At 60.5% G+C, this 26,640-nt stretch carries 29 protein-coding genes and 1 tRNA gene; 24 read left to right on the top strand and 6 right to left on the bottom strand.

What is annotated here, in order from left to right; genetic code table 11:
- Positions 1 to 48: 48 nt before the first annotated feature.
- Positions 49 to 1,110 carry a bifunctional DNA-binding transcriptional regulator/O6-methylguanine-DNA methyltransferase Ada gene (gene ada / locus JWU58_RS12510; RefSeq protein ID WP_206422077.1) on the top strand — a complete coding sequence of 354 codons (1,062 nt, stop codon included), beginning with the start codon at positions 49 to 51 and terminating at the stop codon, positions 1,108 to 1,110.
- Here ada and acuI read toward each other — a convergent pair.
- Positions 1,100 to 2,062, bottom strand: coding sequence for an acrylyl-CoA reductase (NADPH) (acuI, locus tag JWU58_RS12505; protein WP_206422076.1), 963 nt, complete (start codon positions 2,060 to 2,062; stop codon positions 1,100 to 1,102). The two genes, ada and acuI, sit on opposite strands and share 11 nt — an antisense overlap.
- Before the next feature lie 186 nt (positions 2,063 to 2,248).
- Here acuI and JWU58_RS12500 point away from each other — a divergent pair, with 186 nt between their 5' ends.
- From JWU58_RS12500 to JWU58_RS12470, 7 genes are all read left to right on the top strand, one after another.
- The gene (locus JWU58_RS12500; protein WP_206422075.1) at positions 2,249 to 4,696 is read left to right on the top strand and encodes an autotransporter; all 2,448 of its coding nucleotides are present in this window, start codon (positions 2,249 to 2,251) and stop codon (positions 4,694 to 4,696) included.
- A gap of 105 nt (positions 4,697 to 4,801) precedes the next feature.
- Positions 4,802 to 5,866: an NAD(P)H-dependent flavin oxidoreductase gene (locus JWU58_RS12495; protein ID WP_206422074.1), complete on the top strand. Its 1,065-nt coding sequence runs from the start codon at positions 4,802 to 4,804 to the stop codon at positions 5,864 to 5,866.
- A gap of 187 nt (positions 5,867 to 6,053) precedes the next feature.
- Positions 6,054 to 6,767, top strand: coding sequence for a molybdate ABC transporter substrate-binding protein (modA, locus tag JWU58_RS12490; RefSeq protein ID WP_241196173.1), 714 nt, complete (start codon positions 6,054 to 6,056; stop codon positions 6,765 to 6,767).
- Positions 6,768 to 7,448 (top strand): molybdate ABC transporter permease subunit, encoded by a 681-nt coding sequence (modB, locus tag JWU58_RS12485; RefSeq protein WP_206422072.1) that lies wholly within the window; start codon positions 6,768 to 6,770, stop codon positions 7,446 to 7,448.
- 3 nt (positions 7,449 to 7,451) lie between these two features.
- Positions 7,452 to 8,531, top strand: coding sequence for a molybdenum ABC transporter ATP-binding protein (gene modC, locus JWU58_RS12480; RefSeq protein WP_206422071.1), 1,080 nt, complete (start codon positions 7,452 to 7,454; stop codon positions 8,529 to 8,531).
- A gap of 71 nt (positions 8,532 to 8,602) precedes the next feature.
- Positions 8,603 to 9,640, top strand: a complete 1,038-nt coding sequence (locus JWU58_RS12475) for a DNA topoisomerase IB (RefSeq protein ID WP_073476691.1) — start codon at positions 8,603 to 8,605, stop codon at positions 9,638 to 9,640.
- A gap of 152 nt (positions 9,641 to 9,792) precedes the next feature.
- Complete coding sequence (locus JWU58_RS12470; RefSeq protein WP_016774936.1) at positions 9,793 to 10,023, top strand: hypothetical protein; 231 nt, start codon at positions 9,793 to 9,795, stop codon at positions 10,021 to 10,023.
- 66 nt (positions 10,024 to 10,089) lie between these two features.
- Here the strand turns inward: JWU58_RS12470 and JWU58_RS12465 are convergent, their stop codons facing one another.
- Positions 10,090 to 10,257, bottom strand: a complete 168-nt coding sequence (locus tag JWU58_RS12465) for a con-10 family general stress protein (RefSeq protein ID WP_110645428.1) — start codon at positions 10,255 to 10,257, stop codon at positions 10,090 to 10,092.
- Between the two features lie 328 nt (positions 10,258 to 10,585).
- Here JWU58_RS12465 and JWU58_RS12460 point away from each other — a divergent pair, with 328 nt between their 5' ends.
- The 5 genes from JWU58_RS12460 to JWU58_RS12440 all read left to right on the top strand — a co-directional run bounded on the left by JWU58_RS12460 (position 10,586) and on the right by JWU58_RS12440 (position 12,944).
- Positions 10,586 to 10,762 (top strand): con-10 family general stress protein, encoded by a 177-nt coding sequence (locus JWU58_RS12460; RefSeq protein ID WP_016774938.1) that lies wholly within the window; start codon positions 10,586 to 10,588, stop codon positions 10,760 to 10,762.
- Between the two features lie 469 nt (positions 10,763 to 11,231).
- Complete coding sequence (locus JWU58_RS12455) at positions 11,232 to 11,582, top strand: con-10 family general stress protein (RefSeq protein WP_123442331.1); 351 nt, start codon at positions 11,232 to 11,234, stop codon at positions 11,580 to 11,582.
- A gap of 97 nt (positions 11,583 to 11,679) precedes the next feature.
- Positions 11,680 to 12,231, top strand: coding sequence for an ATP-dependent Clp protease proteolytic subunit (locus JWU58_RS12450; RefSeq protein WP_016774940.1), 552 nt, complete (start codon positions 11,680 to 11,682; stop codon positions 12,229 to 12,231).
- Between the two features lie 207 nt (positions 12,232 to 12,438).
- Positions 12,439 to 12,696, top strand: coding sequence for a DUF6555 family protein (locus JWU58_RS12445; RefSeq protein ID WP_016774941.1), 258 nt, complete (start codon positions 12,439 to 12,441; stop codon positions 12,694 to 12,696).
- Positions 12,693 to 12,944: a hypothetical protein gene (locus JWU58_RS12440; protein WP_024013135.1), complete on the top strand. Its 252-nt coding sequence runs from the start codon at positions 12,693 to 12,695 to the stop codon at positions 12,942 to 12,944. Before JWU58_RS12445 ends, JWU58_RS12440 begins: the two co-directional genes overlap by 4 nt.
- A 12-nt stretch (positions 12,945 to 12,956) precedes the next feature.
- Here the strand turns inward: JWU58_RS12440 and JWU58_RS12435 are convergent, their stop codons facing one another.
- Positions 12,957 to 13,370 (bottom strand): cupin domain-containing protein, encoded by a 414-nt coding sequence (locus tag JWU58_RS12435; protein ID WP_016774943.1) that lies wholly within the window; start codon positions 13,368 to 13,370, stop codon positions 12,957 to 12,959.
- Positions 13,371 to 13,585: 215 nt separating this feature from the next.
- On the opposite strand from JWU58_RS12435, the gene JWU58_RS12430 reads away from it, so the two are divergent.
- Positions 13,586 to 13,966, top strand: a complete 381-nt coding sequence (locus JWU58_RS12430; protein WP_024013136.1) for a RidA family protein — start codon at positions 13,586 to 13,588, stop codon at positions 13,964 to 13,966.
- A 259-nt stretch (positions 13,967 to 14,225) separates the two neighbouring features.
- Positions 14,226 to 16,214 (top strand): peptidase U32 family protein, encoded by a 1,989-nt coding sequence (locus tag JWU58_RS12425; protein WP_206422070.1) that lies wholly within the window; start codon positions 14,226 to 14,228, stop codon positions 16,212 to 16,214.
- A gap of 113 nt (positions 16,215 to 16,327) precedes the next feature.
- On the opposite strand, the gene JWU58_RS12420 is transcribed toward JWU58_RS12425, so the two are convergent.
- A tRNA-Gln gene (locus JWU58_RS12420) sits at positions 16,328 to 16,402 on the bottom strand.
- A gap of 307 nt (positions 16,403 to 16,709) precedes the next feature.
- On the opposite strand from JWU58_RS12420, the gene JWU58_RS12415 reads away from it, so the two are divergent.
- Together JWU58_RS12415 and JWU58_RS27270 are read left to right on the top strand one after the other, a co-directional pair.
- The gene (locus JWU58_RS12415; protein ID WP_206422069.1) at positions 16,710 to 17,744 is read left to right on the top strand and encodes an alpha/beta fold hydrolase; all 1,035 of its coding nucleotides are present in this window, start codon (positions 16,710 to 16,712) and stop codon (positions 17,742 to 17,744) included.
- 100 nt (positions 17,745 to 17,844) lie between these two features.
- Positions 17,845 to 18,339: a hypothetical protein gene (locus tag JWU58_RS27270; protein WP_185015356.1), complete on the top strand. Its 495-nt coding sequence runs from the start codon at positions 17,845 to 17,847 to the stop codon at positions 18,337 to 18,339.
- A gap of 107 nt (positions 18,340 to 18,446) precedes the next feature.
- Here the strand turns inward: JWU58_RS27270 and JWU58_RS12405 are convergent, their stop codons facing one another.
- Positions 18,447 to 19,472, bottom strand: a complete 1,026-nt coding sequence (locus JWU58_RS12405) for a GlxA family transcriptional regulator (protein WP_206422068.1) — start codon at positions 19,470 to 19,472, stop codon at positions 18,447 to 18,449.
- 48 nt (positions 19,473 to 19,520) lie between these two features.
- Positions 19,521 to 20,450 carry a LysR family transcriptional regulator gene (locus JWU58_RS12400; protein ID WP_206422067.1) on the bottom strand — a complete coding sequence of 310 codons (930 nt, stop codon included), beginning with the start codon at positions 20,448 to 20,450 and terminating at the stop codon, positions 19,521 to 19,523.
- A gap of 114 nt (positions 20,451 to 20,564) precedes the next feature.
- Between JWU58_RS12400 and JWU58_RS12395 the strand changes: the two genes are divergently transcribed.
- From JWU58_RS12395 to JWU58_RS12365, 7 genes are all read left to right on the top strand, one after another.
- Positions 20,565 to 20,963 carry a RidA family protein gene (locus JWU58_RS12395; protein ID WP_041480136.1) on the top strand — a complete coding sequence of 133 codons (399 nt, stop codon included), beginning with the start codon at positions 20,565 to 20,567 and terminating at the stop codon, positions 20,961 to 20,963.
- Between the two features lie 157 nt (positions 20,964 to 21,120).
- Complete coding sequence (locus JWU58_RS12390; protein WP_056789576.1) at positions 21,121 to 21,984, top strand: putative selenate ABC transporter substrate-binding protein; 864 nt, start codon at positions 21,121 to 21,123, stop codon at positions 21,982 to 21,984.
- A complete protein-coding gene (locus tag JWU58_RS12385) occupies positions 21,981 to 22,778 on the top strand; it encodes a phosphonate ABC transporter ATP-binding protein (protein ID WP_056789573.1) in 798 nt (265 codons plus the stop codon). The genes JWU58_RS12390 and JWU58_RS12385 overlap by 4 nt, the downstream gene beginning before the upstream one ends.
- A complete protein-coding gene (locus JWU58_RS12380; protein ID WP_206422066.1) occupies positions 22,772 to 23,599 on the top strand; it encodes a PhnE/PtxC family ABC transporter permease in 828 nt (275 codons plus the stop codon). The genes JWU58_RS12385 and JWU58_RS12380 overlap by 7 nt, the downstream gene beginning before the upstream one ends.
- A complete protein-coding gene (gene phnE / locus JWU58_RS12375) occupies positions 23,596 to 24,363 on the top strand; it encodes a phosphonate ABC transporter, permease protein PhnE (protein WP_206422065.1) in 768 nt (255 codons plus the stop codon). Before JWU58_RS12380 ends, phnE begins: the two co-directional genes overlap by 4 nt.
- 178 nt (positions 24,364 to 24,541) lie before the next feature.
- On the top strand, positions 24,542 to 26,221 hold the full coding sequence (locus JWU58_RS12370) for an MFS transporter (RefSeq protein ID WP_122881677.1): 1,680 nt from the start codon (positions 24,542 to 24,544) through the stop codon (positions 26,219 to 26,221).
- Positions 26,222 to 26,328: 107 nt separating this feature from the next.
- Entirely contained in the window at positions 26,329 to 26,547 is a 219-nt protein-coding gene (locus tag JWU58_RS12365; RefSeq protein WP_024013150.1) for a hypothetical protein, read from the top strand.
- Positions 26,548 to 26,640: the final 93 nt, after the last annotated feature.

Here is a 26,640-nt window from a genome sequence, read left to right as displayed (position 1 = left end):
TTACGATGCTGGTTAACCTGACTCAAACAGGTCAACGGATTCCCTCTCATGGACACGCTTTCGAAGACGATCAGAACTGAAGACGATCCACGCTGGGCCGCCGTGGTGGCGCGCGATCCGCGTGCGGACGGGCAGTTTGTCTACGCAGTAAAAACCACCGGCGTTTATTGCCGACCGAGCAGCCTTGCGCGTTTGCCGAAACCGCAGAACGTCATATTTTTCGAAACAGCCGAAATGGCCGAAGCTGCCGGATATCGGCCGAGCAAACGCGCCAGCAAGGACCAGAATGACGCGCAGCACGCGGCGATCATCGCAGCGGCCTGCCGGCAAATCGAAGCGTGCGAGACATTGCCCGCGCTCGACAGCCTCGCCGCCAGCGCGGGCCTCAGCCCTTTTCATTTCCATCGAGTATTCAAAGCCGCGACCGGCCTGACGCCCAAGGCTTACGCCATGGCGCATCGTTCACGCAAGCTGCGTGCACGCCTGGCGGACGGCGGCTCGGTGACCGACGCGCTGTATGACGCCGGATTCAATTCCAACAGCCGCTTCTACGAATCAGCCGATCAACTGCTGGGCATGAAGCCCACCGACTACCGCGCCGCCGGGCAGAACAACGACATCCGCTTTGCCGTTGGCCAATGCTCGCTTGGGGCGATTCTGGTGGCGCAAAGCGAACGGGGGATCTGCGCGATTCTGCTCGGCGACGATCCGCATCAGCTGGTCTGCAACCTGCAGGATCAGTTTCGCAAGGCCAACCTGATCGGCGCCGACCGCGAATTTGAACAGTTGATCGCCAGCGTCGTCGGTTTTGTCGAAGCGCCCGCGACGGGCCTGAACTTGCCGCTGGATATACGCGGCACCGCGTTTCAGGAGCGGGTCTGGCAGGCGCTGCGGGAGATTCCCGCAGGCCGCACCGCCAGTTATGCCGAAATCGCGCAACGTATCGGCGCGCCGACTTCGATGCGTGCGGTGGCCCAGGCTTGCGGGGCCAACCGCTTGGCGGTGGCGATTCCCTGCCACCGCGTGGTACGCAGCGATGGCAACCTTTCCGGCTACCGCTGGGGCGTCGAGCGCAAACGCCAATTGCTTGAGCGCGAACTCAACGATTGACGTCGACCATCACCCTGCCCCGCAGTTTCCCGGCGAGCAGTTTGGGCGCAGCCTCAAGGGCTTCGCTCAAACTGATTTCGTGACTGATCAATTGCAGCAATGAGATATCCAGATCCTTGGCCAGCCGGTCCCAGGCCTCGATACGGCGTGCTTTGGGCTGGGTCACGCTGTTGATTCCAGCCAGCGTCACGCCGCGCAGAATGAACGGCGCTACCGAGGCCGGGAAATCCATGCCTTGCGCCAACCCGCATGCCGCAACCACGCCTTCCGAACGCGTGCTGGCGCAAGCGTTGGCCAATGTATGGCTGCCGACCGAATCGACCACCGCCGCCCAACGCTCCTTCGCCAATGGCTTGCCCGGTTCGGACAAGGTGGCGCGATCGATGATTTCGGCAGCGCCCAATTGCTCCAGATATTCATGCTCGGACACGCGGCCGGTGGATGCCACCACGCGGTATCCCAACTTGCTGAGCAAGGCGATGGCAAAGCTGCCGACCCCGCCGTTGGCGCCAGTGACCAACACTTCACCGTGATCCAGCGCCAGAATGCACAGCATCGCCGTGTAGCCGGCGGTGCCGATGGCCATGGCTTGCGCCGGGGTGAAAGCTTCGGGCAGTGGAATCAGCCAGTCACCGTTGAGCCGGGCCTTTTGCGCCAGTCCGCCCCAGTGGCTTTCACCGACGCCCCAACCGTTGAGCAGCACCCGATCGCCCGCCTTGAAATCAGCATGGGAACTGGACTCGACGGTCCCCGCTAGGTCGATCCCCGGCACCATGGGAAACTTGCGCACCACCGGGCTGCTGCCGGTAATCGCCAGGCCGTCTTTGAAATTCAGGGTGCTGTACGCGACGTTCACGCTGACATTGCCTTCGGGCAGTTGCTGCTCATCGATTTGCTGAAGATTGGCGCGATAACCGCTGTCGTCTTTGTCGATCAGGATGGCGTTGAACATGACGGCCTCTCGAAAATGATTTGAAACAAGCATGCCTTGAAATAGCACATCGCAACACATTGCCACACTCGACTTTGCGCTAACGGCTCGATCAGCCGGGTAAATCCCCGGCAGGCGGCTATGCTTTTTCGACGGTTGTGTTTTCCCGGTTGCGCCTTGCAAACCGGTGTGTCGATGGAGCTGACGATGCCTTTCCTGAGCGCTTTACCCTCGCTGCTGATGTTATGTCTGCTGACACTTGGCAATGCCTGGGCAGCCGCACCGGCGGCAAAGCCGAACGCGGCGCCAAGCGAGCCGACATGGCCGCAGGTGATCAGCAGCGCCAAGAGCAAGCTGACGGTGTATCAGCCGCAGCTCGACAGCTGGGACGGCTATACGCTCAATGCCCGCGCGGCTGTCGAAGCCACGGCTGCCGATGGCAAGTCCACCTACGGCATCGTCCAGTTCAGCGCTCACACCCTCGTCGATAAAGCCACCCGCTGGGTCGCGCTCGATCAGTACAAAATCATCAAGGCCGATTTCCCCGCCGATGCCAAACAGGCCGACACGTGGCTCGCCATTCTGGAAAAAGATGCCGAGAGCCGCAAGAAAACCATCTCCCTTGATCAACTGGAAGCGGCGGTCGGCGTGCTCAACGCTGAACAGAAAGCCGACAGCGCGCCCTTGGAAAACACGCCGCCGACCATCATCAGTTCCGACCGTCCGGCAATCCTCGTATACATCGACGGCGAGCCGGCCTATCGGCCGGTTGAAGGAACGGAGCTGCAACGGGTGATCAACACGCGCCCACTGCTGCTCAAGGATGCCCAAGGCAGACATTACCTGCACGTATTCGACGGCTGGATGGTTGCCGATCAATTGGCCGGCGATTACACGCGCCTCGCCGCATCGCCGGCCAGTCTGGAAAAAGCCAAACAGGCGGCGATCAAGAGCCGCCAGGTGGACCTGCTCACCGGGCAAAGCGATCCGAAGGACAAGATTCCCAGCCTGGCCAAGCCGCCGCAGCCGAAAATCTTCCTCGCCACCACGCCAACGGAACTGTTGGTGACCGACGGCGCCGCGCAATGGCAACCGATTCAGGGCACCAGCCTGTTGTACGTGAGCAACACCACCGGGCACATTTTCAAGGAAATCGGCGACCAGAACAGTTACGTGCTGATCTCCGGGCGCTGGTTCCGCGCCAGCGACATGAGCGGGCCATGGACCTTTGTCCCGGCAGACAAACTGCCGGCCGACTTTGCCAATATTCCTGACGACAGCGCCAAAGAGAACGTCAAGGCCTCGGTAGCCGGCACGCCACAGGCGCAGGAGGCGGCCATTGCGGCCACGATCCCGCAGACGTCGGCGATCAACAAGAGCGCGGTGAAGATGACGACACCGCAATTTGACGGCGAGCCGCAGCTCAAAGCGATCAGCAATACGCCGCTGCAATACGTGGTCAACAGCGCCACTCCGATCATTCGAGTCGACAACGACAGTTGGTGGGCGGTGGAGAACGGCATCTGGTTCAGCGCCACCTCACTGAACGGGCCGTGGAGTGTGGCCTCTTCAGTACCAGCGGTGATTTATTCGATTCCGCCCAGCTCGCCGATGCACTACCTCACGTACGTGAAGGTTTACGAATCCAGCGGCGATACCGTGGTGGTCGGCTACACGCCGGGCTATCAAGGCTCGACGCTGGACCCGGCGACTGGCGTTGTGGTGTACGGCACCGGTTATCCGTATACGCCGTGGGTCGGCAATGTCTGGTACGGGCCGCCGGTAACCTATGGTTTCGGCGTCGCGATTCGTTACACGCCGTGGACTGGCTGGACTTTCGGCTTCGGATTCGGCTGGAGCTGGGGCGGCAACACCGTCGCCATGGGCTGGGGCTGGGGCGCCTATCCGTGGTGGGGAAATTACGGCTGGGGCTACGCGTGGGGTCCGCGTCTGTACCCGGCGCCGCTGGCCTGGGGTGGCGCCGCTTACGGTTATCGCGGCGGCGCGGTGGCCTGGGGTCCGGGGGGCTGGGCCGGAACCACCGGCAATCTTTATCATCAGTGGGGTGATCGCGCGACGGTCAGCCGTTATGGCGCCGGTTACAACGCCTGGACCGGCAATCGCTGGGCCGGCCAGGTTGGCGCCTCGTACAACTCGCGTACCGGCATTGCCGCCGCCGGGCAACGTGGCGCGGTGCACAACGCCTACACCGGCAACTACGCTGCCGGGCGCAGCGGCGTGGCAGTCGGCCCGAACGGCGGCGCCATCGCCGGAGAACGGGTTAGCGCTGGCGACGTTCGCAGCGGCACTCACGTCAGTGCCAATCGCGGCGCCGTTTACAACCCCAATACCGGCAACACCACGCAATACGGCGGTATCCATGGCCGCGACGGCGGCGCCGCACGAGCCGGCGACAACGTTTATGCCGGGCGCGACGGCAACGTCTACAAGAAAACCGACAACGGCTGGCAGTCGGTGGCCGGCAGCGGCGCCAACCGCACCAGACCCGCGAACAACAATGCGCAATTGCAGAATCTCAACCGCGAATCCGCCGCACGTAATCTCGGCAATCAGCGCACGCACAACTTCAACCATTCTTCACAAATGATGAACCGTTCGTTTGGCGGTGGCGGCGGCGGATTGCACCGACGCTGAAAAACTGCACGTGATGTTCAGAATTTCAGACTGGCCCCGCATCCGGTTTTGCTGTTAAAAACCGCGTGCCGTCCCTGCCCGTTTCATCGTTCGGAGAATTGCTATATGAGCCAGTGGCCAGACACCCGCATCCTTGATCTTCTCGGTATCGAACTGCCGATCATCCAGGGCCCGATGGCCGGGGCGACCAACTCTTCGATGGTGATTGCCGTGTGCAATGCCGGTGGCCTCGGTTCAATGCCCGCAGCCATGCTGAGCAGCGAGCAACTGCGCGAAGAACTGAAAACGATTCGCCAGCACACCACCAAACCGTTCAACGTCAATTTCTTCTGCCACCAGCCACCGGCGCCTAATGAACAGCGGGCCCGTGACTGGAAAAACCTGCTCGAACCTTACTACCGCGAATTGGGTGCCGATTTCGAGGCGCCGACGCCGGTGTCCAACCGTGCTCCGTTCGACGAGGCCGCGTGTGCCGTGCTCGAAGAATTCCGTCCCGAAGTGGTGAGTTTTCATTTCGGGCTGCCGGAGAAAAATCTGCTTGATCGGGTCAAGGCGACCGGGGCGAAAATCCTTTCGTCTGCGACTACGGTCGAAGAAGCGATCTGGCTGGAGCAACACGGCTGCGATGCGATCATCGCCATGGGTTATGAAGCCGGCGGCCATCGCGGGATGTTTCTCAGCGATGATCTGAGCACCCAGGTCGGCACCTTCGCCCTGGTGCCGCAGGTGGTCGACGCGGTGAAAGTGCCGGTGATCGCGGCGGGCGCGATCAGCGATGCGCGGGGTGTTGCAGCGGCGTTGATGCTCGGCGCCTCGGCGGTGCAAGTCGGCACGGCGTACCTGTTCACGCCGGAAGCCAAAGTCAGCGCCTCACACCACAAGGCCCTGCGCACCGCCAAGGAAAGCCAGACCGCCATCACCAACATTTTTACCGGACGTCCGGCGCGGGGCATTGTCAATCGGGCGATGCGTGAACTCGGCCCGATGTCAGCGCAGGCGCCGGCCTTCCCCTTGGCTGGCGGTGCGCTGATGCCGCTGCGGGCCAAGGATGACGCCGATTTTGCCAACCTCTGGGCCGGACAGGCGCTGACGCTCGGCAAGGATATCGGCAGCGCTGAACTGACCCGGCAACTCGCCGAAGGCGCCTTGGCGAAACTCAACCGTCATTGAATTTACGCGGCGAGCGGATTGATTCCCTCGCCACTTGGCGACGTATCGCTATATATTTCCGTATACAGCGATTGCGCCCGTGTATCGGCGTTATCCAAAGCAAAGCATTTACCGCGGATCACGGAGCCTTTACATGACACTTGCTGCCACACGCCTCGCCCCTGCCTGCTTCGCTTCACTCCTTGCAATGTTCAGCATCGGCGCCGCGCAAGCTGACGAAGTGCAAGTGGCGGTCGCCGCCAACTTCACCGCGCCAATCCAGGCCATCGCTGCCGACTTCGAAAAAGACACCGGCCACAAACTGGTCGCCGCTTACGGCGCCACCGGCCAGTTCTATACCCAGATCAAGAATGGCGCACCGTTCCAAGTGTTTCTCGCTGCTGACGACGCGACCCCGGCAAAGCTTGAGCAGGAAGGCGAAACCGTCAAAGGTTCGCGCTTCACCTACGCCATCGGCACGCTAGCGCTGTGGTCAGCGAAAGAAGGCTACGTAGATGCGCAGGGCGAAGTGTTGAAAACCAACCAATACCAACACCTTTCAATCGCCAATCCAAAAGCTGCGCCATACGGTCTCGCCGCCACCCAGGTGCTGGAAAAACTCCAGTTGAGCGAAGCCACGAAAAGCAAAATCGTCGAAGGCCAGAACATCACGCAGGCCTACCAGTTTGTCTCCACCGGCAACGCCGAACTGGGCTTCGTCGCCCTGTCGCAAATCTACAAGGACGGCAAAATCAGCAGCGGCTCGGCATGGATTGTCCCGGCCGCTCTGCATGATCCGATCAAACAGGACGCGGTGATCTTGAACAAAGGCAAGGACAGCGCTGCTGCCAAAGCCCTGGTCGATTACCTCAAAGGCCCGAAAGCCGCTGCGGTGATCAAATCCTTCGGATATGAACTGTAAATGTCGCTGACCAATGCCGACTTCGCCGCGATCTGGCTGACCCTGAAACTGGCGTCACTGACCACTGCAATCCTGCTGGTGATCGGCACGCCGATCGCGCTGTGGCTATCGCGCACCTCGTCGTGGTTGCGCGGGCCGATCGGCGCCATCGTTGCCCTGCCGCTGGTGCTGCCGCCGACGGTGATCGGTTTTTATCTGCTGCTGGCGCTGGGGCCGCACGGTTTTCTCGGTCAGTTCACTCAATGGCTGGGGCTGGGCACGTTGACGTTCAGTTTCACCGGGCTGGTCATCGGTTCGGTGATCTACTCCATGCCGTTCGTGGTGCAACCGCTGCAAAACGCTTTCTCGGCGATTGGCACCCGCCCGCTCGAAGTCGCGGCGACCTTGCGCGCCAATCCCTGGGACACGTTCTACAGCGTGATCCTGCCGCTGGCGCGCCCCGGCTTCATCACCGCAGCGATCCTCGGCTTCGCCCACACCGTGGGTGAGTTCGGCGTGGTGCTGATGATCGGCGGCAACATCCCCAACAAGACCCGCGTGGTCTCGGTGCAGATTTACGACCATGTCGAAGCGCTGGAATATGCCCAGGCGCACTGGCTGTCCGCGGCGATGCTGGTGTTTTCGTTTCTGGTGTTGCTGGCGCTGTACTCCAGCCGCAAGACCCGCGCAGGCTGGAGCTGATCGATGATTGATGTACGCCTGAAACGCACTTATCCGGGGTTCGAACTGGATGTCGATCTGCAAGTGCCGGGCCGCGGCGTCACCGCGCTGTTTGGCGATTCCGGCTCGGGCAAAACCACCTGTCTGCGCTGCATCGCCGGGCTGGAACGCGCCGAGCAGGGTTTTGTGCGGATCAATGACGAGCTTTGGCAGGACAGTGCCAAGGGCATCTTCGTCCCGCCGCATAAACGTGCGCTTGGCTATGTGTTTCAGGAAGCCAGCCTGTTCGCGCATCTGTCTGTGCTGGCCAATCTGGAATTTGGTCTAAAACGCATCGCCAAGTCGCAACGCCGGGTCGATATGAACCAGGCCACAGAACTGCTCGGCATCAGCCATTTGCTCGAGCGTCATCCACAGCATCTGTCCGGCGGCGAACGACAGCGCGTCGGCATCGCCCGCGCCCTGCTGACCAGCCCGAAACTGTTGCTGATGGACGAACCACTGGCGGCTCTCGACAGCCGGCGCAAGAGCGAAATCCTCCCATACCTGCAACGCCTGCACGACGAACTGGATATTCCGCTGTTGTACGTCAGCCATGCGCAGGATGAAGTCGCACGTCTGGCCGATCATTTGGTATTGCTCCGTGATGGCAAAGCCCTCGCCAGCGGCCCGATCGGCGAGACCCTCGCACGCCTGGATCTGCCCTTGGCAATGGGCGATGACGCCGGGGTAATCATCGAAGGCCAGGTCAGCGCCTACGACGCCACCTATCAATTGCTCAGCCTGCAACTGCCGGCCACTGAAATGAACATTCGCGTCACCCATGCGCCGATGGCCGTGGGCCAGGCCCTGCGCTGCAAAGTGCACGCGCGCGACATCAGTCTGGCGCTGAACAACGATGCAGCCAGTAGCATTCTCAATCGTCTGCCCGTTACGGTCGTCAGCGAACAGGCCGCTGACAACAGTGCCCATGTGCTGATCCGCCTCGATGCCGGCGGCACGCCGCTGCTGGCGCGGATCACCCGCTTCTCGCGTGATCAACTGAGCGTGCATCCGGGCCAGCGGCTGTGGGCGCAGATCAAGGCGGTGGCGGTGCTCGCGTAAATCATTCGGCACGACGGCCAGCGCCTGCGGTCAATCAGTTACAGACTGCCGTATGACCGAAGGAAACCGCCATGCCCGATACCGTGCTGACAGATGCTCTGCCTGCCGATCTGCATTACGTCGATGACACTCAGCCTGGTATCACCCGGAAAAAACTGCGCGGCAAGTTCGTCTATTTCGAACCGTCGGGCCAGCGCATCACCGACCCGGACGAAATCAAACGCATCAATGCCCTCGCGGTGCCACCGGCCTACACCGATGTGTGGATCTGCGCCGACCCGTGCGGCCATTTGCAGGCCACCGGCCGTGATGCACGCGGGCGTAAACAGTACCGTTATCACGCCCGCTGGCGCGAAGTGCGCGACGCCGACAAATACTCGCGCCTGCGCGACTTCGGCATGGCCCTGCCCAAACTGCGGCGCAAGCTCGAGGCGCTGCTCGATGAGCCGGGCTTCAGCCGCGACAAGGTCATGGCCACGGTCATTACCTTGCTGGACGCCACGCTGATCCGCGTCGGCAATACCCAATACGCACGGGACAATCGCTCTTACGGTTTGACCACGTTGCGCAGTCGGCATGTCGAGGTCAACGGCAGCGCGATCCTGTTCCAGTTCCGTGGCAAGAGCGGCATTGAGCATCAGATCACCGTTAAGGACCGCCGCCTGGCGCGAATCATCAAGCGCTGCCTGGAAATTCCCGGGCAAAACCTGTTTCAGTATCTTGATGAAAATGGCGAACGGCACACCGTCACCTCCTCCGACGTCAATGCCTATCTGCAAAAGCTCACCGGCGCGGCGTTCACCGCCAAGGACTATCGCACCTGGGCGGGCAGCGCCCTGGCGTTGTCGGTGCTGCGCGAGTTGCAGCATGAGTCGGAAACCGAAGCCAAGCGCCATGTGGTAGAAGCGGTGAAGAACGTCGCCAAACAGCTGGGCAACACGCCGGCGGTGTGCCGCAAGTGCTACATCCACCCCGCAGTGGTCGAACATTTCATGCTCGGCGCCCTCGCCGAACTGCCCCGTCCGCGCGTGCGCAAAGGCCTGCGCGCCGAGGAAGTAGCCTTGGCGATGTTTCTCGAGCGGATGTGTGAGGTAAGCGAGGCGTCTTGATCTCCAGCGTAACGCTCGCTCCAAAGGTTTCGCCGACGAGTTGAACTGGGTATTTTTTGCACGATCACACAGGTCTTCTATAGTTGATCTGAAGGTTCGCGCCACGCGGACTTTTGTTGCAACTCAGCCGTTTCAGCGAACGGAGGTGTTTCATGTCCGAAAAAGAGTCCATCACCACCCTCCTCACCCTGCTCGACGCCCGCCAGGCGCGCCTCGCAGCCGCCTGCAAAGAGATCGCCGACTGGGTCGATCATCAGGGCGGGCATCCGACAGCGTTGCGCATTCGCGACCGGCTGCACGACATCGAAAAAGATGCGCCGCTGATTCGCGATACGCTCTCGACGCTCAAACCGATCGACCGGCCGTTGCCACGGTTCAGATAGGCCTAGCGTAGAGGTCCTCTCTGCATCGGCGCAGAGAGGACGCCGATTGGTACTTTTCCGACCGACTCAGTCGCCCTTGCCCGTACGGCCGCCTCCATGGCTGTGCTGCCCGCCGACGCGTGCCTTCTCGGCCCGATCAACTTTCACGTTGACTGGACTCTCGCCTTTCTTGCCGGCTTCCTTGATTTTCTGTGGGTCTTCAGCGAACGGTTGATCCTTGTGATGATTGGTCATCTCAATGTCCTCAGAATAATTATATACATACACTTAACAGACTCTAGTTTCAGCCGATTACAGTTCAACTTCGCACCGACAAATGGTCAGAAATCCGAAGCGAAGCGGTAACAAGCTTCAACCTCTCTTGCACATCAACCAGCAACTTGAAAAGTTATACGAAGCGGCGCAGAAAACCGCAGGCTGTATAAGTTTCATCACAAAGTTACCGTTCATCGGCCTGAGGAAAAATTTTCAAAACATTTTTCGCCGGCTCGTAATCGGAGTAGATGTCCGGTGCGACAACGGACATAACTAGCGAAACGTTAATTGATATCGGAGAGCTATCATGACCACAGGAAATAAAAATCCAGGTAACTTCGCAAACGATCGTGAAAAGGCATCTGAAGCCGGCAAGAAAGGCGGTCAGTCGTCGGGCGGCAACTTTGCCAATGATCGTGAAAAAGCATCCGAGGCTGGCCGCAAAGGCGGGCAGAACAGCCACGGCGGCGGTCGCAAGTCCTGAGCAAGCGGTACAAGGGCAGCCTCGCTGCCCTTTGAAATCAGCTGATGGAGCGTAATCATGAGAACGGTACCGGCTTTTGCACGAGGCGAAGTGCAACGAAACAAGGGAGCGGAAGTGTATCCCGAAGCAGCGCGCAGTTCGCACGTGACCAGGTCGGACAGTCCGTCGGTGTCACCTTGTGTCGAACGACAGCAAATCAGTCCAAGGCACCGGGAAAGTGTTCAGCAGGAATGTTATGAACGCCGGGAACTTGCAGTAAATTCGGAAAACTCCCGGACACCGGATACAACGCCGACTTATGAGCGCTCCTCTTAGCACAAAGGTCTAACTTGTAGTCACAAGACAAGCCAGACCAACTAAAGCAAACGACATCAGTAAACTTTATGAGCATTCGCGAACAACGACGGCACGTAGTTTGTGCATCCTTGATTGGCCGAGTGCCTATATAGAGAAAATGAGGAAGTTTGAAATGGCACAAGATAAACAACAAGGCAGCATGTCGGTTAACGAAGCAGGCAAGAAAGGTGGTGATGCCACTTCGGCTTCGCACGATAAAGAGTTCTATCAGGAAATCGGCAGTAAAGGCGGCCAGAACAGTGGCGGCAACTTCAAGAATGATCCTGAGCGGGCCTCCGAAGCCGGGAGCAAAGGTGGCCAGAACAGCGGTGGCAATTTTGCCAACGACCGGGAAAAAGCCTCTGAAGCTGGCAGCAAGGGCGGCCAGAGCAGCGGCGGCAACTTTGCCAACGATCGGGAAAAAGCCTCTGAAGCTGGACAGAAAGGTGGTCAAAACAGCCATGGTGGCGGGCGCAACAGTTGATGCGTCGGGTGCAGGGGAGCGCGGCTCCCCTGCCCACTTTCATTCAAGCGAAATTACAGCTATTGCTTAGGAGTCCTGACCAGCCGAGGGAATCGCCATGCCTGTTCATGTCATCAACTTCACCGGCCCGATCAATGCCTCGACGTGCGGCCAATTGATCGATAAAGCCTCGCTCGCCGTAAAGGAAGATGCACCGCGACTGATCGTCAACATCGCCACCATGGGCGGCGAATGCAGTTACGGTTTCACGATGTACAACTTCCTGTTGGCCCTGCCTATTCCGGTACACACCCACAATTTGGGAACGGTTGAATCGATGGGCAACATTGTCTTTCTGGCCGGCCAGCGCCGCACCGCCTGTACCCACAGCAAGTTTCTGTTTCACCCATTTCATTGGCACCTGCAAGGTTCGGTCGATCACTCGCGCATGTCGGAATACGCCATGAGCCTGGATTACGACTTGCACCTCTACGCCCAGATTGTCGCCGAGCGTACGAGCAACGGAAAAAATGCGCTGGAGACAGAGAAATATCTGACAGCAGCGCCGCGCATCATCAATCCTGAAGAAGCCATGCATTCAGGCCTTATCACGGCGATTGAAAACACCGAGGTTCACGCGGACTTTGTCTGCTCCTGCATCTACTCCTGATCGTCCCACTTGATAACGCGTCGTAGCGGGCGCGTTCCTGTCTTAACAGCCGTCAATTCAGCCATAAATTCCAGACGAACTTGTACAGAATCGATCTGCCGTACAGGCCTGCAAAGCGCCCAACCAGCCGGTCATCACGCCCGTTTCAATTTCTCTGAATTATTCATTTCGCCAGATATCCCTCTTCTTAACAGCCGGAGGAAATGTATGAGCGGAGAGGATTTGTACGTGATTGATTACCTGCTTCACGGGAAGCCCAGGTCATTCGTCATTCGTACAAAAACCATGAACAATGCCGAAGCGTGGCAATGGGCAAGTTGTGACGCGGGTATCGCGCCCATCCCCCGCCCCGGCCGACCTCCGTTGAAACGTTTTTCCAAGCCGATGGCGGAACGCTTTGGCGTGACCGAGGTGCAATGGCGAGAATCAGTACCTCTGGTCTGGGAGGAGGATCACGTGAAATGACAGAACGCACATTGAAATTCGGTTTCGGCCGCTCGTGGGATGACGAGATGGCGGAGAATGCCTCGATGTTCCGCGAGGCCGATCTGCTCGAAGAAGCGGCTTACAGAATCATCGAGAACGACACGGACAATCCTGAAGCCTGGGCCCGTTTCAGCGAAGCCAAGGCTATGGCCGACGCCAAACGAACGGCGGCCTATCAGGACTGGATGCGCATCAAGCGCGCGATGAGCAAGCCGCGCTCGAAATAGCGGACTGGCGCCTCATGGCTTGAGGATCAGCAGCGGTTCGCCTTTCGGGACAACGTAAGTGGCCAGTTCGACGCCTTTCTCGTTGCCGACGTTTTTGGCCACATGCGCGACGCCCGCCGGAATGAACAACGAATCACCGGCCTTGAGTATCACCGGCGCCCGCCCTTCGAGCTGATACTCGAACGTGCCGCTGATGACATAGGCGACTTCCACGCCGGGATGAGCATGCCGAGGCGAGGTGACGCCAGCGTCGAAATCGATACGCGCCTGAATCACTTCGCGATTGTCAGCACCGAGATCCTGACGAACCAGATCGGTGCGGCTCAGACCTTTCTGCCAGCTCGTTGCCGGCGCATCCGCCGCATGGGCGAAGCCGGTCAGGGAGGCGAAGACAACGGCAGAAGCCAGAAACAGTGGACGGTACATGGTGATGCCCTCTTGAGCGTAGTGTTGGTGTGAGGGCTACTTTGGGCTCGGCATGTAGGGCGGATGTGTCTCGAAGGCGCAGTTTGGTGTTGCCATGTGTATCGGCTGGGGGTTGATACATGCTTATACAAACGTGTTGCGGTACCTGACCGGGCCATGGCCGGAGGGAATCTGTAAACTGCCGCAATCTTCATTCACTCAAACAAGAGATGCCCATGGCCAATCAAGACATCATCTTCACGCCGGATCCCGACACCGATTCGATTTCTTCCGACGTTGCCACCTTCGGCGGCATCATGGTTTCCACGCAGATTCCAACCCGCGCCGATGGCAGCCTGGAACTCGGCGGCATCACCGAGCAAAGCGAGTGCACCCTGCAAGCACTGAAAGTCGCACTGGAACGTGCCGGCAGTTCGATGGACCGGGTGCTGCACCTGACCATTTACCTGACCGACATGGGCGATCGCGGGGCTTTCAATGAAGTGTACAAACGCTATTTCGCCAAGCCTTGGCCGGTGCGGGCGGCGGTAGGCGTGGCCTCGCTGGCGGTTGAAGGGATGCGTGTAGAAGTGACGGCGATGGCAGCCAAGGGCTGATCGAATTTGCGGATGTCACTCAATGATTTTCGGATGACACACCGCTTTCGCGAGCAGGCTCGCTCCCACAATGGATGTATTCCGCCCCGTAGCTAACCCTGTGGGAGCGAGCCTGCTCGCGAAGAGGCCGGCACATTCAACACAATAGCTTGCCGATCTTTGCCAATCGCCAGCCACCATCGGGCAGCACACACGTGCCCACCAAGCGTTTCACGGGTAGAATGCGCCCCTTGCCCGTGACCGCCTGACTAAAAAAACTATGTCCTTGCCCAAGCATCACCTGGAATTGCTCAGCCCTGCCCGCGATGTCGCCATTGCTCGCGAGGCCATCCTGCATGGCGCTGACGCCGTGTACATCGGCGGCCCGAGCTTCGGCGCACGCCACAACGCCTGCAACGAAGTCAGCGAAATCGCCGAACTGGTCGAGTTTGCCCGCCGTTACCACGCGCGTATTTTCACCACCATCAATACCATCCTGCACGACAACGAGCTGGAGCCGGCGCGCAAGCTGATCCATCAGTTGTACGACGCCGGTGTCGATGCGCTGATCGTCCAGGATCTGGGCGTGATGGAGCTGGACATTCCGCCGATCGAGCTGCACGCCTCGACCCAGACCGACATCCGCACCCTCGAGCGAGCGAAGTTCCTCGATCAGGCCGGTTTCTCCCAGTTGGTGTTGGCCCGTGAGCTGAACCTGAAAGAAATCCGCGCCATCGCCGATGAAACCGATGCCGCCATCGAGTTCTTCATCCACGGCGCGCTGTGCGTGGCCTTCTCCGGCCAGTGCAACATCTCTCATGCGCAAACCGGCCGCAGCGCCAACCGTGGCGACTGCTCCCAGGCCTGCCGCTTGCCCTACACCCTCAAGGATGAAAAGGGTGGCGTGATCGCCTACGAAAAACACCTGCTGTCGATGAAAGACAACAACCAGAGCGCCAACATCCGCGCACTGGTCGAGGCCGGCGTGCGTTCGTTCAAGATCGAAGGTCGCTACAAGGACATGGGCTATGTGAAAAACATCACTGCCTATTACCGCCAGCGCCTGGACGACGTGCTTGAAGACCGCCCGGACCTGGCCCGCGCTTCCAGCGGCCGCACCGTGCATTTCTTCCTGCCCGATCCGGAAAAGACCTTCCACCGTGGCAGCACCGATTATTTCGTGACCGATCGCAAGATCGACATCGGCGCCTTCGATTCGCCAACATTCACCGGCCTGCCGGTCGGTACAGTGGAAAAAGTCGGCAAGCGTGACATGCAGGTCGTCACCCATGAGCCGCTGTCCAACGGTGACGGTCTGAACGTACTGGTCAAACGCGAAGTGGTCGGTTTCCGCGCCAACATCGCCGAGGCCAAAGGCGAGTTCGAAGAAGACGGCGAGAAGCGCTACCGCTACCGCGTCGAGCCGAACGAAATGCCTGAAGGCCTGTTCAAGCTGCGTCCAAGCCATCCGTTGAATCGCAACCTTGATCACAACTGGCAGCAGGCGTTGCAGAAGACCTCTTCGGAACGTCGTGTGGCCCTGAGCTGGTTCGCTCGTCTGCGCGAAGAACAGCTGGAAGTGACCGCGACCAGCGAAGAAGGCATCAGCGCCGGCGTTACCCTCAACGGGCCGTTTGGTGTTGCCAACAAGCCTGAGCAAGCGCTGGAGCAATTGCGCGACCTGCTCGGCCAGCTCGGCACCACGCAGTATCACGCCACTGACATCAAGCTGGATGCGCCGCAAGCGTTCTTCATTCCCAACTCGCAGCTCAAGTCCCTGCGCCGCGAAGTCATCGAAGCGCTGACTGCGGCACGTGTCGCCGCGCATCCGCGTGGCAGCCGCAAGGCCGAAACCACGCCGCCGCCGGTGTACCCGGATTCGCACCTGACCTTCCTCGCCAACGTCTACAACCAGAAGGCGCGCGACTTCTACCACCGTCACGGCGTCAAGCTGATCGATGCGGCGTACGAAGCTCACGAAGAGCCAGGCGAGGTGCCGGTGATGATCACCAAGCATTGCCTGCGGTTCTCCTTCAACCTGTGCCCGAAACAGGCCAAAGGCGTCACCGGTGTGCGCACCAAGGTCGCGCCGATGCAGTTGATCCACGGCGATGAAGTGCTGACGTTGAAGTTCGATTGCAAGCCGTGCGAGATGCACATCATCGGCAAGATGAAAGGCCACATCCTCAACCTGCCGCAGCCGGGCAGCGTGGTCGGCCACATCAGCCCTGAAGACCTGATGAAAACCATCCCGCGCGCACCGCACTGAGTGACCGGCGTGCGCGGTGCTTCGGCAACGCGCACGCCTGCTTGGCTCAAGTGCGGTAAATCGCAGGCATAAAAAAACGCCAACTTCTTGCGAAGTTGGCGTTTTTTCGTAGATGGCAGGGGCGGCTGGATTCGAACCAACGCATGGCAGGATCAAAACCTGCTGCCTTACCGCTTGGCGACGCCCCTGTAGCTCTGGTCAGCGGCTCCGTTAGGATCGCTGTGAGAACGGGGCGCAATTTAACAACATTCATTTCGTTTGGGAAGCCCGAGATGAAATATTTTTTGTTTTAAAACAGCGACTTATTATTTTCGCGCGAAAACAATGGGTTTCGCCTCCGTGTATCACACTGTGTACGCGCCCCGCCGCCATACACGCCCTTGCAAAACTGCCGTCCGGGGACACAGAACGGATACGTCGCTACGCTTCAATGCACCCAGGGTTTCAAGGGTTCATCCAGCCCCTTGGCCACAGGCTCGCAAAGGAGACGTCAGCATGAAACAGGCTCTGCATACCTCTAAAATCAAAGCCGCACTCGGTTTGTCGGTCTTGGCGCTGTCACTGCTCGGCGCCGTCGGCAGCGCTCAGGCGCAAACCACTGAACCGGCCGCCGTCAGCTATTCCGCGCCCTCTCCTTTCGGCCCGCTGAAGCACATCAAGGCTGGCTTGCTCGACGTGGCCTACGCCGAAACCGGTCCTGCCGATGGGCCGGTGGTGATCCTGCTGCACGGCTGGCCCTACGACATTCACAGCTATGACGAAGTCGCACCACTGCTCGCGGCCAAGGGTTACCGCGTGCTGATGCCGTATGCACGGGGTTATGGCGATACGCAGTTCCTGTCCAAAGCCACTCTACGCAACGGCCAACCGGCGGCATTGGCCAGCGACATCATCGACTTCATGGATGCGCTAAAGATCAAGCAAGCAGTGCTTGGCGGCTACGACTGGGGCGCGCGTTCAGCGGGCATCGTCGCAGCGCTGTGGCCAGAGCGCGTCAAGGCGCTGGTGGCGGTCAGCGGCTATCTGATCGGCAATCAGGCCGCCGGGCAGAATCCACTGCCGCCGAAAGCCGAATTGCAGTGGTGGTACCAATTCTACTTCGCCACCGAACGCGGCCGCGCCGGCTATGAAAAGAATACCCACGACTTCGCCAAACTGATCTGGCAACTGGCGTCGCCGCAGTGGAAATTCGACGACGCCACATTCGACCGCAGTGCCAAAGCGTTGCAGAACCCCGATCACGTCGAGATCACCGTGTTCAACTACCGCTGGCGGCTGGGCCTGGTGCAGGGCGAGGCGAAATATGCCGCGCTGGAAGAGAAGCTTGCGACTGCCCCGTCGATCAGCGTGCCGACGATTACCCTGGAAGGCGATGCCAATGGAGCGCCACATCCCAAGCCTGAGGACTATGCCAAGCGTTTTACCGGGAAATATCAATTCAGGTTGATTGAGGGTGGGATTGGGCACAATTTGCCGCAGGAGGATCCGACGGCGTTTGCGCAGGCTGTGGTTGATGCGGATCACTTATAGGCGCAGCCCGGCTGCCGCTCCGTCTGTCGCAGGATTTGAACCAGAGGGGGGCGATCGAGTCTGAACTGATGCGATATCAATCCCCCCTACGGAAGCTATCATGCTTTTAAAAAACAAGAGTCTCGTTGCTGTCATGTCCTGCGCCATGATGCTCGCAGCCGCCCCACTTCTCCCTGCTGACCTCTCGATCATGAATTCTGCCTATGCAAAGGACGGCGGTGGCGGTGGTAATGGCGGCGGTGGCGGTAATGGCGGCGGCGGTGGAAATGGCGGGAACGGCGGTGGTCACGGTGGTGGCACAGGCGGCGGTCACAGCGGATCGGATCACGGCAGCGCCAACAGCAACGGCCGAGGCAATGGACTCAGCAGCGATCATGCCGGCAAGGCTGTCCGCGACCGCGGTGAAAGCGGCAATCACTATGGCAGCGTTCGCAATGACGACAGCGGGCACGGCTCAACGACTTCGGGCATCGCCCAGTCCCGAGATACTCGCGGCGTGACCAAAGCTGCTGCCATCTCCAGCTCGACGCCTGGGGAGCACAATTCCAAAGGACTGAGCAACGCCGCAACGTCGAACGCAAAGAAATCCCGTTGATCGGCTGTGGATCAAGCACGCAAGCATAAATAAAACAGGGCGCCCGACAAGGCGCCCTTTTTTTGCGCTTCGTTCTTGACCGGAGTCAGCGTGATTAACGGCTGGTCCTATTTGACCAGCCGTTTTTCCTTCGAAGGCCTATAACCGAAGTACGAGCTATAGCACTTGCTGAAATGGCTCGGTGAAACAAAACCGCAAGCCACCAGCACTTCCACCTGCGACAGCTCGGTGTGTTGCAGCAGGCGCCGTGCTTCGGTAATGCGCAGTTCCAGGTAATAGCGCTGCGGCGTGGTGCCCAGTTGTTCCTTGAACAAGCGCTCGAGCTGGCGCCGTGAGCGGCCGGCGTAGACCGCCAGTTGTTCCAGCTCCAGCGGTTCTTCGAGGTTGGCGTCCATCAGCTTGATCACTTCCCGCAACGGCGCGCTGACGCAGATGTTTTCATCCGGTTTGATGCGCCGGTAGCGCGACTCTTCGAAGGCGAGGATGTCTTCGATGCCCTCGACCAACGCCTTGCCGTGCAAGCCCTTGATCCAGTCCAGCGCCATGTGGAAGGCCCCGGACGGGCTCGACGCGGTAAGGCGGTCGCGGTCGATCACATAGGGTTCGCTACTGACGTGGGTGCTCTTGGCGATTTCGGTCAGTGCCGGGCGATGTTCCGGGTGGATCGAGCAGCGATAGCCATCGAGCAAACCGGCGCGACCGAGAAACCACGAACCGTTCCACAATCCGGCCAGACTCACGCCCCGCTCCGCCGCAGCCTTGAGCAAGCCGATGAATTCGTCGCTGGCGCGCAGTTCGGTGCGATAACCGCCGCACACTACCAGCAGATCCAGTTCGTTAAGCGCAGCAGAATCCAGGCGCGCATCGGGGCGGATGACCAGGCCCAGATCGCTGATCACCTCGCCATCGCCCAGACCGAAGGTGCGCGACGAAAAAAGTCCCGGGCGCAACAGGTTGGTGGTGACTACGGTGTCCAGCGCCTGGGTGAAGGCCGGAAGGGAAAAGTGTTCGAGCAAGAGGAAACCGGTGCGGGTCACTCCGGTGTTATCGGGGCTCTGTTCATTCAGATAGCGAAGGTTCTTGCCCTTCATGCCACCGCTGAATTGACGTCGTTCAATCAAGGTCGGGTCCATCGGTCGTTGTTATGCGGCGATAGTTGGCCGGTTCTGCGCAAGAGTCAATCATGGCCGTGACTGGTGCGTCACGATTGGTGCTGCCGCCGCCATCAGCCCAACCACCCAATCAATAAAAACCCGCAACTTCAGGCTGACATGCCGGTTCGGCGGATAGGCCATATAAAGCGGCATCGGCTCAAGCTGCCAGCCTTCAAACAACTGCACCAACTCGCCCCGCGCCACATGCGCATCAGACATATACGTCGGCAACCACAACACCCCCATGCCGGCCAGTCCCGCCGCCAGATAGGCGTTGCCATCATCCACCGCAAGCACATGCCGGCCTTTGATCAGCAGGCGCTCGGTGCCGTTGTGCAACGTGTACGGAAGAGGTTGACCAGTGCGAGCCCAGAGGAAAGCGACGACGCGGTGATGGGAGTCTTGCAGTTCCAGTGGGTGCTCAGGCGTCCCTTCGCGATCCAGATAAGCCGGCGCGGCGAAAACACCCAAGGGCAGATCTGCTAGCTTGCGCGCCATCAACGATTGATCGAGCAGCTCGCCGCCGCGCACCACGCAATCGACGTTCTCATCGATGATGTCGACGATGCGGTCGCTGACGCCCATGTCGATCTGGATGTCCGGGTAGCGCGCGTGAAAATCCGGCAAGGCTGGCACCAGAATATGCCGCGCGAACGGGCTCGGCACGTCGATGCGCAAACGCCCTCGCGGCCGTGCGGCGGCACCGGGCAGGCTGGTTTCGGCGTCGTCCATGTCGGCGAGCAGCTTGATCACCCGCTCGTAATACGCCGCGCCATCAGCGGTGACGTTGACCTTGCGTGTGGTGCGGTTGAGCAGCTTGACCCGCAGCCGCGCCTCCAGTTGCTGCACCAGTTGCGTCACCGTGGTCTTGCTCATGTGCAAGGTTTCGGCAGCTTTGGTGAAACTGCCCGCCTCGACCACCCGGGCAAAGGCCTGCATCGCATCGAACCGGTCCATCCACGCCCCTCGATTGTTTGGGATTTGCAAACAGTGAACGCCAAGCTTGCGCGTTTATCCGCGCACTGCAAATACCTAAAGTCGTTCCCATCAACCCCTGATGGAGTCAGCCCCATGTCCAAGCGCGATGTAGTGTTCCCACCCGCCCGCCATGCCTTGTATGAGCGTCACCGTTACTCACCGGCGATTCGCTCCAACGGTTTCCTGTTTGTCTCCGGACAAGTCGGCAGCCGTGAGGATGGCTCGCCCGAGGCCGATCTGCGCGATCAGGTGCGCACCGCCTTCCACAACCTCAACGCGATCCTCGCTGCGGCCGGTTGCAGCTTCGATGATGCGGTGGATGTCACCGTGTTCATGGTCGATCCGCACTCGACGTTCGAAACGATCTGGACTGTGGTGCCGGAGTTCTGGGGCGAAGCGCCGTTTCCGACCATCACCGCTGTCGGCGTGACCTGGCTGGCGGGTTTCGATTTCGAGATCAAGGTGATTGCCAAATTGCCCGAGGCGGCTTGACCGCAACCGCACATAAACAGACACACCGTGCCGGCACGGAGGCTGGCCAATCTCCTCGCGAATGCGTATAACCTCGCCGTTTCGTCTACCCTGACGTGGCGCGCCGCCTGGTAGCGGCTGCCCTTCGAATGTTGACGCTTACGAAACGGAGAATTCTATGTTCAAGCGTACCCTCGCCCTCACCGCCGGTCTGGCGCTGTCCTTTTCTGCCCTGATGACGCAAGCCGCTGATGTGTTGCGCGTCAGCGCGATTCCCGACGAAGCCCCGACCGAGCTGCTGCGCAAGTTCGAACCGCTGGGTGCCTATCTTGAGCAGCAGTTGGGCATGAAGGTGCAGTTTGTGCCTGTCGCCGACTACCCGGCGGTGGTTGAAGCGCTGGCCACCGATCGCCTCGACATGGCCTGGCTCGGCGGTTTCACTTTTGTGCAGGCACGTTTGAAGACCGACGCCACCACCCCAGTGATCCCGCTGGTGCAGCGCGAGCAGGACGCGCAGTTCACCAGCAAATTCATCACCGCCGACCCGAACGTGAAAAGCCTCGCCGACCTCAAGGGCAAAACCTTCGCCTTCGGTTCGGTGTCGTCCACCTCGGGCAGCCTGATGCCGCGTTACTTCATGCTGAAGAACGACGGCATCAAACCTGAAGGCTATTTCAGTCGTGTCGCCTACTCCGGCGCGCATGACGCCACCGTTGCCTGGGTGCAGGCCGGCAAGGTCGATGCCGGTGTGTTGAACGCCAGCGTCTGGCAGAAACTGGTCGACGCCGGCAAGGTCGACACCAGCAAAGTCAAAGTCTTCGCCACCACCCCTACCTACTTCGATTACAACTGGACCGTGCGCGGCACCCTTGATCCGAAGCTGGCCGCGAAGATCAAGCAAGCCTTCCTCGACCTCGACCCGGCCAATCCTGAGCAGAAGAAGATCCTCGATCTGCAGGCCGCCAGTCGCTTCATCGAGACCAAGCCCGAGAACTACAAGGGCATCGAGGAAGCCGCCCGCGCTGCCGAATTGCTGAAATGACCCTACGCCTCACCCAGGGCAGCCTGCGCCATGCCAATGGCGTCGATGCCCTTCGCAACATCGACGTGCAGATTGGCGCTGGCGAACAGGTAGCGATCATCGGCCCGTCCGGCGCGGGCAAGTCGAGCCTGCTCAATCTGCTGGCCACCGCGCTCAAGCCGAGCAGTGGCGACATCGAAGTGCTCGGCGAGCGCGCCTGGCACTTGTCGGCGCACCAGCGTCAGCGCCTGCGTGCGCGCATCGGCCTGGTGCATCAGGCGCCGCCGATTCCGCCGCGTCAGCGGGTGATTACGGCGGTGCTGGCCGGCAAGCTCGGTCAGTGGAGTCTGGGCAAAAGTCTGCTGAACCTGCTGCATCCACTGGATGTGGCGGGCGCTCGCGCGGCGTTGGCGCGGCTGGACTTGGGCGACAAACTGTTCGCCCATTGCCAGCAATTGTCCGGCGGGCAATTGCAACGCGTCGGCATTGCGCGAGTGCTGTATCAGGCGCCGGAAATATTGCTTGCCGACGAACCTGTCTCAGCCATGGACCCGGTGCTTGCCGGCCATACGCTGTCGATCCTTTCGCGTCACGCCCGCGAGCACAACGTCACACTGGTGGCGAGCCTGCACGCGGTAGATCTGGCCTTGGCGCACTTCCCACGGATCATCGGCCTGCGCGACGGGCAGATTCTTTTCGATTGCCCATCCGATCAAGTCAGTCGCGACAAGCTCGATGCGCTGTACGCCAATGAACAACTACAATCGCCAGCGCCAGCGGTCGCGCCTTTGATTGTGCAGATTCCGCGATGCTGAAGGCCGATTCACGGGACCCCGCGGCGTGGCCGCGACTGTTGCTGACGCTGCTGGCGCTGGCTTTGCTGTGGCCGGGCATTCAGCTCAGTGAGCTGGACCTGGGCGTGCTGTTTCAGGCCGATAGCCAGAACGAAATGGGCCGTTTCGTTTCGGCGTTCTGGCCACCGGCGCATGATCAAGCGTTCCTGCATCTGCTGCTCAAAGCCACCCTGCAAACCCTGGCGATTGCCACAGCGGGCATGGCCCTGGCCTTGCTGCTGGCGGTGCCGGCAAGCCTGATCGCCAGTCGCGCGCTGTCGCTCTCGGCGGCGTCACGGGGCGGCGTGCCGAGCCTGCCCGGGCGTTTGCTGCGCTGGCCGATTCGCGGCTTGCTGATTTTTCTGCGCAGCGTGCCGGAGATCGTCTGGGCGCTGTTGTTCGTGCGCGCGGTCGGCCTCGGCCCGGCGGCGGGCGTGCTAGCCATCGCCATCACCTACAGCGGCATGCTCGGCAAGGTCTACGCAGAAATTTTCGAATCCACCGACCAACGCCCTGCGCACGCATTGTTGCAGGCCGGCAGCGGTCGACTGGCGGCGTTTGCCTACGGCACGCTGCCGAATGTCGCCGCCGAATTGCTCTCCTACACCGTCTACCGCTGGGAGTGCGCGATCCGTGCCTCGGTGGTGATGGGCTTTGTTGGTGCCGGTGGGCTGGGGCAACAGATCGACCTGTCGATCCGCATGTTTGCCGGCGGTGAAGTCGCCAGCATGTTGCTGACGTTCCTGCTGCTGGTGCTGTGCGCCGATCAACTCAGCCGCTTGCTGCGCTGGAGGCTGACATGAGGCGCTTGATCAACCTGCTGCTGCTCGCCGCCATTGCGGTCGCGGTGGTCGCCTCTTTTGCCTATCTGGAACTGGATCTCGCCGAACTCGGCAGCGCCAATAGCCTCAAGCAGATGGGCAGTTATGTGCAGCGTTTTCTCAGTCCCGATTTGAGCGCCGGGTATCTGAAAGCCATCGCTCACGGCTCACTAGAAACACTGGCCATGTCGGCCCTCGGCACTCTGCTCGCGGCGCTGTTCGGCATCGTCCTCGCGCTGCCCGCTGCCGGGCGTTTCGGCTGGCCGCTGCAAAGTGCGGCGCGTCTGCTGCTCAACGGCTTGCGGGCGATTCCGGAGCTGGTCTGGGCCGCGCTGATGGTGCTTGCCGCCGGTCTCGGACCGAACGCCGGCACCCTCGCCCTCGCTCTGCACACCACCGGCGTACTCGGTCGGCTGTTCGCCGAAGCGCTGGAAAACACCCCGGCGCAACCCGCCGAAGCGATTCGCTTGCAGGGCGGCAATCCGCTTCTCGCGTTCTGCTACGGCACCCTGCCGAACCTCGCCCCGCAACTGCTCGCCTACTGCCTGTATCGCTGGGAAAACAACATCCGCATGGCCAGCGTGCTCGGTTTCGTCGGCGCCGGCGGCCTGGGCCAGATGCTGTATGTCAGCCTCAGCCTGTTCCAGGAAGCCCAGGCCAGTACCGTGATTCTGGCGATGCTGTTGCTGGTATTTCTGGTTGACTGGCTGAGCGCCTGGAGCCGGCAGCGTTGGGTCAAAGCGTAGGCCGAGTGGATATCTGGCAAAAGCTGATTATGCTTCAGGAAACCTTGCAGCCCTGCGAGGCGGTCAGACTGTGCAAGCTTCACGCGAGAGCAACGGCGGCAGATGCCAACGGGCCAGAGTGCGACAGGCAGTAACGGGGGACTCCGGCCTACAACAATAAGCACGACGGAGAACACCCATGGCCACAATCGACACAGCATCCACCGGCACGCCACCGCGCAGCGGCGGCATCACCAAGGAGGAGCGCAAGGTCATCTTCGCCTCCTCACTGGGCACGGTTTTCGAGTGGTACGACTTTTACCTCTACGGCTCACTGGCGGCGATCATCGCCAAGCACTTCTTCGCCGGCGTCAACGAAACCACCGCATTCATCTTTGCCCTGCTGGCCTTCGCCGCCGGGTTTGCGGTGCGGCCGTTCGGCGCCATCGTCTTCGGACGCCTGGGTGACATGATCGGGCGCAAGCACACGTTTCTGATCACCATCGTGATCATGGGCGTGTCGACGGCAATCGTCGGTTTGCTGCCGGGCTACGCGACCATCGGCGTCGCTGCCCCGGTGATTCTGATCACCCTGCGTCTGCTCCAAGGTCTGGCGCTGGGTGGTGAATACGGCGGCGCGGCAACCTACGTAGCGGAGCACGCACCACGCAACCGGCGTGGCTTTTTCACTTCGTGGATTCAAACCACCGCCACCCTCGGTCTGTTCATGTCGTTGCTGGTGATTCTCGCCTGTCGCACGGCGCTGGGTAACGAGGCGTTCGAAGCGTGGGGCTGGCGGATTCCGTTTCTGCTGTCGATCATTCTGCTGGCCGTGTCGGTGTACATTCGCCTGCAACTGAGCGAGTCGCCGGTATTTCAGAAAATGAAGGACGAAGGCAAGGCCTCGAAAGCGCCGCTGACTGAATCCTTTGCGCGCTGGGACAATCTCAAAGTGGTGATCATGTCGCTGCTCGGCGGCACCGCCGGGCAAGCAGTGGTCTGGTACACCGGGCAGTTCTATGCGCTGTTCTTCCTCTTGCAAACGTTGAAGATCGACGCGCAGACCGCCAACCTGCTGATCGCCGGATCGCTACTGATCGGCACACCGTTCTTCGTGATTTTCGGCAGCCTGTCCGATCGCATCGGGCGCAAGCCGATCATCATGGCCGGCTGCATCCTCGCCGCGCTGACCTACTTCCCGATCTTTACTGCGCTGACCCAGTACGGCAACCCGGACGTGTTCGTCGCTCAGGAGAAAAACCCAGTCAAGGTGATCGCCAGCCCCGAGCAGTGCTCGTTCCAGTTCGATCCGGTGGGCAAGGCCAGATTCACCAGCTCCTGTGACCTGGCGAAAACGTTGCTGGCGAAACGCGCGATCCCGTACGAGAACGTCGCCGCCGAACCGAACACGGTGGCGCAGGTGCGCATCGGTGATCGCGTCATCGAGAGTTTCGAAGGCAGCGCCCTCCCCGCCGCCGACTTCAAGGCCCGCAACGACGCCTTCACCGCCAACCTCGGCGCAGCGTTGAAAGAGGCCGGTTACCCGGAAAAAGCCGATCCGGCGAAAATCAATTACCCAATGATGCTGCTCCTGCTAACCGTGCTGGTGATCTACGTGACCATGGTTTATGGCCCGATCGCCGCGTGGCTGGTCGAACTGTTCCCGACGCGCATCCGCTACACCTCGATGTCGCTGCCCTACCACATCGGTAACGGTTGGTTCGGCGGCTTCCTGCCGACCGTGGCGTTCGCCATGGTCGCCGCCACCGGCGATATCTACTACGGGCTGTGGTACCCGATCGTCATTGCAGTGGCGACGGCGATACTCGGCACGTTCTTCCTGCCGGAAACCAAGGATCGCGACATTCTCAAGGACTGAAACAACCGCTGTGCCCTCTCCTGCGGGAGAGGGCCTCGCCGCTGAAAAATTTCGAACGTCTGCCGCCGCGCTGTCTCCAATGTGTACACCCACAGGAGGCCAGCGCCATGAACCCCAACGACGACAAAACTCCCAACGCCCCACCCACCGATGCCAGCGGCAAACCGGTGAACGTGGTCGAGCGCGACCTGCAAGACCGCGACAACACCACCGAGGGCGTAGACAAAGTCATCACGCCGTCTTCCACTCGGGTCAAAGAGCAGGAAGCTGAAGAGCTGCAGCGCAAAGTCGATGAGATCGAGCGCAAGGTTGCAGACGGTAACTGAGTGCAGCGTGGCTGTGGCCGCGGCTTTGAGCGGCGGCTGTCAGCCCGATGACCAAAAGCTGATTTCCTACAGAATCGAACTTCAGAGCTGATC

Source organism: Pseudomonas atacamensis (assembly GCF_017167965.1).
GTDB classification, from domain to species: Bacteria; Pseudomonadota; Gammaproteobacteria; order Pseudomonadales; family Pseudomonadaceae; genus Aquipseudomonas; species Aquipseudomonas atacamensis.
The sequence above is the reverse complement of the archived record's forward strand: the minus strand, read 5'-3'. Positions and strand labels throughout refer to the sequence as shown.